8 protein-coding genes are annotated in these 6,093 nt (G+C 73.2%); 3 read left to right on the top strand and 5 right to left on the bottom strand.

Annotated features, from left to right (window positions below):
• Positions 1–29: 29 nt before the first annotated feature.
• On the top strand, positions 30–680 hold the full coding sequence (locus tag CCN42_RS25370; RefSeq protein WP_086739086.1) for an HAD family hydrolase: 651 nt from the start codon (positions 30–32) through the stop codon (positions 678–680).
• Here CCN42_RS25370 and CCN42_RS25365 read toward each other — a convergent pair.
• Complete coding sequence (locus CCN42_RS25365) at positions 644–907, bottom strand: hypothetical protein (RefSeq protein ID WP_086171295.1); 264 nt, start codon at positions 905–907, stop codon at positions 644–646. The two genes, CCN42_RS25370 and CCN42_RS25365, sit on opposite strands and share 37 nt — an antisense overlap.
• A gap of 164 nt (positions 908–1,071) precedes the next feature.
• On the opposite strand from CCN42_RS25365, the gene CCN42_RS45710 reads away from it, so the two are divergent.
• Positions 1,072–1,455 carry a cold-shock protein gene (locus CCN42_RS45710; protein WP_043501902.1) on the top strand — a complete coding sequence of 128 codons (384 nt, stop codon included), beginning with the start codon at positions 1,072–1,074 and terminating at the stop codon, positions 1,453–1,455.
• Between the two features lie 7 nt (positions 1,456–1,462).
• On the opposite strand, the gene CCN42_RS25355 is transcribed toward CCN42_RS45710, so the two are convergent.
• The 4 genes from CCN42_RS25355 to CCN42_RS25340 all read right to left on the bottom strand — a co-directional run bounded on the left by CCN42_RS25355 (position 1,463) and on the right by CCN42_RS25340 (position 4,941).
• Positions 1,463–2,311, bottom strand: coding sequence for a 1,4-dihydroxy-6-naphtoate synthase (locus tag CCN42_RS25355; RefSeq protein ID WP_086739088.1), 849 nt, complete (start codon positions 2,309–2,311; stop codon positions 1,463–1,465).
• Positions 2,301–3,014 carry a futalosine hydrolase gene (locus CCN42_RS25350; protein ID WP_086739084.1) on the bottom strand — a complete coding sequence of 238 codons (714 nt, stop codon included), beginning with the start codon at positions 3,012–3,014 and terminating at the stop codon, positions 2,301–2,303. Before CCN42_RS25350 ends, CCN42_RS25355 begins: the two co-directional genes overlap by 11 nt.
• Entirely contained in the window at positions 2,984–3,454 is a 471-nt protein-coding gene (locus CCN42_RS25345) for a DUF2771 domain-containing protein (protein ID WP_086171297.1), read from the bottom strand. The genes CCN42_RS25350 and CCN42_RS25345 overlap by 31 nt, the downstream gene beginning before the upstream one ends.
• Positions 3,455–3,516: 62 nt before the next feature.
• A complete protein-coding gene (locus CCN42_RS25340; RefSeq protein WP_086739082.1) occupies positions 3,517–4,941 on the bottom strand; it encodes an MFS transporter in 1,425 nt (474 codons plus the stop codon).
• Between the two features lie 307 nt (positions 4,942–5,248).
• Between CCN42_RS25340 and CCN42_RS25335 the strand changes: the two genes are divergently transcribed.
• A partial coding sequence (locus CCN42_RS25335) for a DUF3027 domain-containing protein (protein ID WP_086739081.1) occupies positions 5,249–6,093 on the top strand: 845 nt, incomplete at its 3' end.

Here is a 6,093-nt window from a genome sequence, read left to right as displayed (position 1 = left end):
CCGCCACACCGCCCCGGCACAATGCCCCCATGGCCCACACCACCGCGCGCCCCGCCCCCACCGTCGGCTTCGACCTCGACATGACCCTGATCGACTCGCGCCCCGGCATCCGCGCCTGCTACCGGGCGCTCGCCGAGCGCACGGGCACGTTCATCGACGCCGATCTCGCGGTGACCCGCCTGGGCCCGCCGCTGGCGGAGGAGCTGGCGAACTGGTTCCCGAAGGAGCAGGTCCCGGCCATGGCGGACCTCTACCGGTCGATGTATCCGGCGTACGCCATCACCCCCACTCCCGCCCTCCCCGGTGCCCGGGAGGCGATCGCGGCGGTCCGGGCGGCCGGCGGGCGCGCGCTGGTCGTCACCGCGAAGTACGAGCCGAACGCCAAGCTGCACCTGGAGCACCTGGGCATCGAGCCGGACGCGGTGGTCGGCGACCTGTGGGCGGAGGCCAAGGCGGTGGCGCTGCGCGAGCACGGTGCGGGCGTCTACGTCGGCGACCACCTGGGCGACATCCGGGCGGCCCGGGCCGCCGACGCGCTGTCGGTGACGGTGGCGACCGGGCCGTTCGGCGCGGACGAGCTGCGCGCGGCCGGTACGGACGTGGTGCTCGCGGACCTGACCGCGTTCCCGGAATGGCTCGCCGGTCACCTGGCCGGGGATCCGGAGCCCTCCCGCGCCTGACGGCGACCGGCGGCGACGGATCGCAGCACCCCGGCACCGGCGATCAGAAATCCGACGCCCATGAGCATGCTCAGTGCGAACATGTACGTCGGAAACGGCGTCGTGCCGAGGAACAACGGGGCCACCGTGACCAGCGTGGCCACGGCACCGAGGAAGAACACGACGGCTCCGGTACGGACCAGCCGGTCACCGGGCGCGGCGGAATTCGAAAGGGTTTTGTCACGCACCGCTCCAGGGTAGTTCCCAGCGCGAGGGAACAGCCGGGCGACGTCTTGTCAGCGGCCCCGGGAGCATTAGCCTTGGTACCGGCGGGTCAGTGACGACCCGCTGTAGTGCTATCAAGAGCCGTTTCCGAAGCAGTTTTCCGACGAGTACGAGGACGAGGACAGACGTGCCTACCGGCAAGGTCAAGTGGTTCAACAGCGAGAAGGGCTTCGGCTTTCTCTCCCGCGACGACGGCGGTGACGTCTTCGTCCATTCCTCGGTTCTCCCCAACGGAGTGGAGACGCTCAAGCCGGGCCAGCGCGTGGAATTCGGCGTCGTCGCCGGGCAGCGCGGCGACCAGGCCCTTTCGGTGACCCTGCTGGAGCCGACTCCGTCGGTGGCCGCGGCGCAGCGCAAGAAGCCGGACGAGCTGGCGTCGATCGTCCAGGACCTGACGACCCTGCTGGAGAACATCACCCCGATGCTGGAGAAGGGCCGTTATCCGGACCGGGCCTCCGGCAAGAAGATCGCCGGCCTGCTCCGCGCGGTCGCCGACCAGCTCGACGTCTAGGAAGCCGTCAGGGGAAATCCAGCGCGTCCGGGCCGAGGGGCGGCAACAGTCCCTCGGCCGCCGCGCGGGTGAGCAGCCCGCGGACCGCCGCGTAGCCGTCCTCGCCGAGGCCGGCGGTGAACTCGTTGACGTACAGCCCGATGTGCTGGTCGGCGACGGCCGGGTCCATCTCCTGGGCGTGCTCCATGACGTAGGGCCGGGAGGCCTCGGGGTCGTCCCACGCGGCCCGCACGGACGTGCGGATCGCGTCGGCGAGCCCCCGCAGCGTCCGGGCGCCCAGCGACCGCTTGGCGATGATCGCGCCCAGCGGGATCGGCAGCCCGGTGGTGTCCTCCCAGTGCTCGCCCATGTCGGCGAGCCGGTGCAGCCCGTAGTTCCGGTGCGTGAACCGGGCCTCGTGGATGACGAGTCCCGCGTCCACCTTCCCGTCCCGCACGGCGGGCATGATCTCGTGGAACGGCATCACCACGATCCGCCCCACCCCGCCGGGCACGGTGTCCGCCGCCCACAGCCGGAACAGCAGGTACGCCGTCGACCTCTCGCTGGGCACGGCGACGGTACGGCCGGTCAGGTCGGTCCCGGGCTCCCTGGTCAGGACCAGCGGCCCGCAGCCCCGCCCCAGCGCGCCGCCGCACGGCAGCAGGGCGTACTCGTCGAGGACGTACGGCAGGACGGCGTACGACACCTTCAGCACGTCGTGCTCGCCGCGCTCGGCCATGCCGTTGGTGATGTCGATGTCGGCGAACGTCACGTCCAGCGCGGGGGCGCCGGGGACGCGGCCGTGGGCCAGGGCGTCGAAGACGAAGGTGTCGTTCGGGCAGGGGGAGTACGCGATCCGCAGCTTCTCACCGGTCATGTCGGTCATGTGACGTCCAACCCTCCAGTACGGGTGCGAGCTTCCCGAAGCCGTCCGCCAGCGCGTCCAGCGCCTCACCGATCCGCCAGGCGGCGCGGTCGCGCGGGCCCACCGGATTGGAGACGGCCCGCAGCTCCAGCACGGGCACCCCGTGCGCGGCGGCGGCCTCGGCGACACCGAAGCCCTCCATGGCCTCGGCGAGCGCCCGCGGGTGGCGCGTCCGCAGCGCGGCGGCGCGGGCGGCGGTGCCGGTGACCGTGGAGACGGTCAGGACCGTGCCGGGGCGGGCCCCGGTGGCCGCCGCGGCGTCCCGGACGAGCGCCGCGGGGCAGCGGTGGGTGATCGTGCCGAAGCCCAGCTCGGTGACCGGCAGGAAGCCGTCGGGGGTCTCGGCGCCGAGGTCGGCCGCGGTGATCTCGTCGGCGACGACCAGCGAGCCGACGGGCGCCTCGGGGGCGAAGCCGCCGCCGATGCCGGCGGAGACCACCAGGGTGAAGGGCCGGCCGTCGCGGGCGGCCCCGGTGAGGGCGGTCGCCACACAGGCGGCGGCGCGGGCGGGACCCACACCCGCCGCGACGACCTGCCCGGCGGTCCCGGGGAACGTCCGGGCCACCGCGTCCCGCTCGGCGGGGACCGCGGTGGCGACCAGGACGCGGGGTACGGCGGACGTGGTCAGGAGTCCTTCTTCAGCTTGAAGTTCCACAGGCCGGTGGCCTCGGTCTCGCCCTCCCGGATCGAGACCAGCGTGGAGTCGCCCTGGGCGCCGTACTGGGCGTTGAAGAACACGCTGCCCGGAATCGTCCGGTACGTCTTCTTGCTGGAGTCGGTGAGCGGCTGACCGTTCATCAGGATCGTCCAGCCCTCGTCCGCGATCTCCGGGTCGACACCGAACCGCACGGTCTCGTCCGGATCGACGGTGATGGACTTGATGTCCGTTTCCTTGAGGCACTTGGCCAGGTCCTGCGCCTTGAGGACCTTGCCCTCCTCGTAGCAGGTCGCCTCGGCGTTGACCGAGTCCGAACCGACCGTGAGCGTCGAGACCGGCGTCGGCTTGTCGCAGGCCGACAGGACAAGCAGTCCGGCGGAAACGGCGCCGGCGACGGCGACGGCGCGGCGGCGTCGCACAGATTGCAGCGTGGTCATGGCCGAAGGCTATCTGGCGCACCGGTAACCCCGCCCGGGTGGGGTACGAGCCGCGGCGTGGGTTACGCCACTCGCGCGCGCGTCCGGCCGCTCTGCCGGGCCGAGCCGAGCAGTCCGCGCACGGTCGTCAGCCAGCCCGCGGCCAGCACCGCGGCGGCCACCGCGAGGCCCAGCGTGCCGTTCAGCGGCATCACGATGCCGACCGCCCCGCCCAGCACCCACGCCATCTGGAGCAGCGTCTCCGAGCGGGCGAACGCCGACGTGCGCACCTGCTCCGGCACGTCCCGCTGGATCAGCGCGTCCAGGCTCAGCTTGGCCAGTGCCTGGGAGAACCCGGCGACCGCGGAGAGGCAGGCCACCAGGAACGCCCCGAAGAAGACCGTCGCGGCGACCGCCACGCCCACGTCCACCGCGACCACCGTGACGATGATGATCTCCGGTGCGCGGGCCCTCAGCGCCGCCCCCACCGCCGTGCCGCAGGCGTTCCCGATGCCCGCCGCCACCGCCACGATGCCCAGCGACACGGCGGCGCTCTGCCCGGTCAGCGGGTGCTCGCGCATCAGGAAGGCCAGGAAGAAGATGAGGAAACCGGCCAGCCAGCGCGTGGTGGCGTTCACCACCAGGGCGTGGGTGACCGCGATGCCGACCGTCCTGAGCGTCGGGCGCTTGACCGGCTTGCGGTGCGGGCCGTGCAGATGCTCCGCGTCCGCCGCGAGCAGCGCGGTGTCCTCGCCCTTGGCCGAGTCGACCTTCGGCGGCAGCGAGAAGGACAGAACCGTTCCGGCGATGAAGATCACACAGGCGCCGTAGAGCGGCCAGCGCGGGCCGAGGGCCTGGAGCCCGGCCCCCACCGGGGCCGCCACCCCCGTGGCCAGCAGCCCGCCCAGCGTCACCCGGGAATTCGCCTTCACCAGCGAGAAGCCCGGTGGCAGCAGCCGGGGCACGACGGCGCTGCGCACCACCCCGTACGCCTTCGAGGCGACCAGCACCCCGAGCGCCGCCGGATACAGCTGGAGACTGCCGGAGATCACCGCCCCCGACAGCACCAGGGCGAGCAGCGCCCGCGCGAGCATCGCGGACGCCATGGCGGCCCGGCGGCCGTGCGGAACCCGGTCGAGCAGCGGCCCGATCACCGGCGCGAGCAGCGTGAACGGCGCCATCGTGATCGCCAGGTACAGCGCGACCCGCCCGCGCGCCTCGTCGGTCGGCACCGAGAAGAACACGGTGGACGCGAGAGCCACGGTGATCATGACGTCCCCGGCGCCGTTCACCGCGTGCAGCTCGATCAGCTTGCCCAGCCCCGACTCGCCCGCGCCGTGCGCGTGCGTCGCCTTCCGGATACCGCGCGCGGTCCCGGTCACCGGCAGATGCAGGGCACGCCCGACCGCGCGGAGCGGTCCGCCCGTCCGGCCCGTTCCGCTGCGTCGGCTGCTCCCCTTGGCCCCACCGGTCCCGGCCGGGCCCTCGGGCGTCCTCGCGGCTGCCACCCCGTCATAGTGCCCTGAGAACGGCCGGAGTAATGGGGGTACAACACGGAAGACGACGAACTCGACCGGGTCAGGACGGGCGGCGGTGTAGGCCAAGTGCACGGGAACAGGTAGCGTGCGTAGCGCGCCGTGGCGAACGTTCTCGGCCGCGCGCCTCACCGGCATCCCGCAGAATGGATGACGTAGGTGTGCCCGAGAGCGTGAGGACACGGACGTCGACGCGGCCCCCAGGTCCGCTCCGTCCGCCGCCCCCACCGCCTCAAGGCAAGGCGCACCCGTAAGACGGCGTAGGAGAGAAGCGATACCTGTGAGCGCAGCGACAACGCGAAGCCGCACCCCCGACCGCCTGTGCGCCGAGGCAGTCGACCTCGCCCGCGCCGCCGCCGAGGAGGCCGCCGCGCCCGGGGTCGTCGGCGAGCACGCGGGACTGGTCTCCGAGGGTGACCGTGTTGTCACGCACTTCTTCGAGTGCAAGGAGCTGGGCTACCGCGGCTGGCGCTGGGCCGTCACGGTCGCCCGCGCCTCCCGCGCCAAGCTCGTCACGGTCGACGAGGCCGTCCTCCTCCCCGGCCCCGACGCCGTCCTCGCCCCCGAATGGGTGCCGTGGAGCGAACGCCTGCGCCCCGGCGACATGGGCCCCGGCGACCTTCTGCCCACCGACGCCGACGACCTGCGCCTGGAGCCCGGCTACACCGGTGAGGACGAGCCGCCGCCGAACTCCCCCGTCTCCGTGGACATGGCCGAGCTGGTCGAGGCCGAGGACGTGGAGGTGACGGCCGCCACACCCGCGCACCTCCCCCAGGCGCCCGCCCGCGGCACCATCGCCGCGATCGCCGAGGAACTCGGCCTGCGCCGCGCCCGCGTCCTGTCCCGCTACGGCCTGCACACCGCCGCCGACCGCTGGGAGGAGGCGTTCGGCCCGAAGACCCCCATGGCCCAGGCGGCCCCCGCCGCCTGCGTCAGCTGCGGCTTCCTGCTCCGCATCGGCGGCTCCCTCGGCCAGGCCTTCGGCGTCTGCGCGAACGAGTTCTCCCCGGCGGACGGCCGCGTGGTCTCCCTGGCCTACGGCTGCGGCGGCCACTCCGAGGCCGCGATCATGCCGAAGCCCCCGCGCCCGGCCCCGCCGGTCATCGACGAGACCCGGGTCGACCC

Origin of the sequence: Streptomyces glaucescens, from assembly GCF_002154375.1 — a bacterium.
GTDB classification, from domain to species: domain Bacteria; phylum Actinomycetota; class Actinomycetes; order Streptomycetales; family Streptomycetaceae; genus Streptomyces; species Streptomyces glaucescens.
This window is presented reverse-complemented; position numbering and strand designations above follow the sequence as displayed.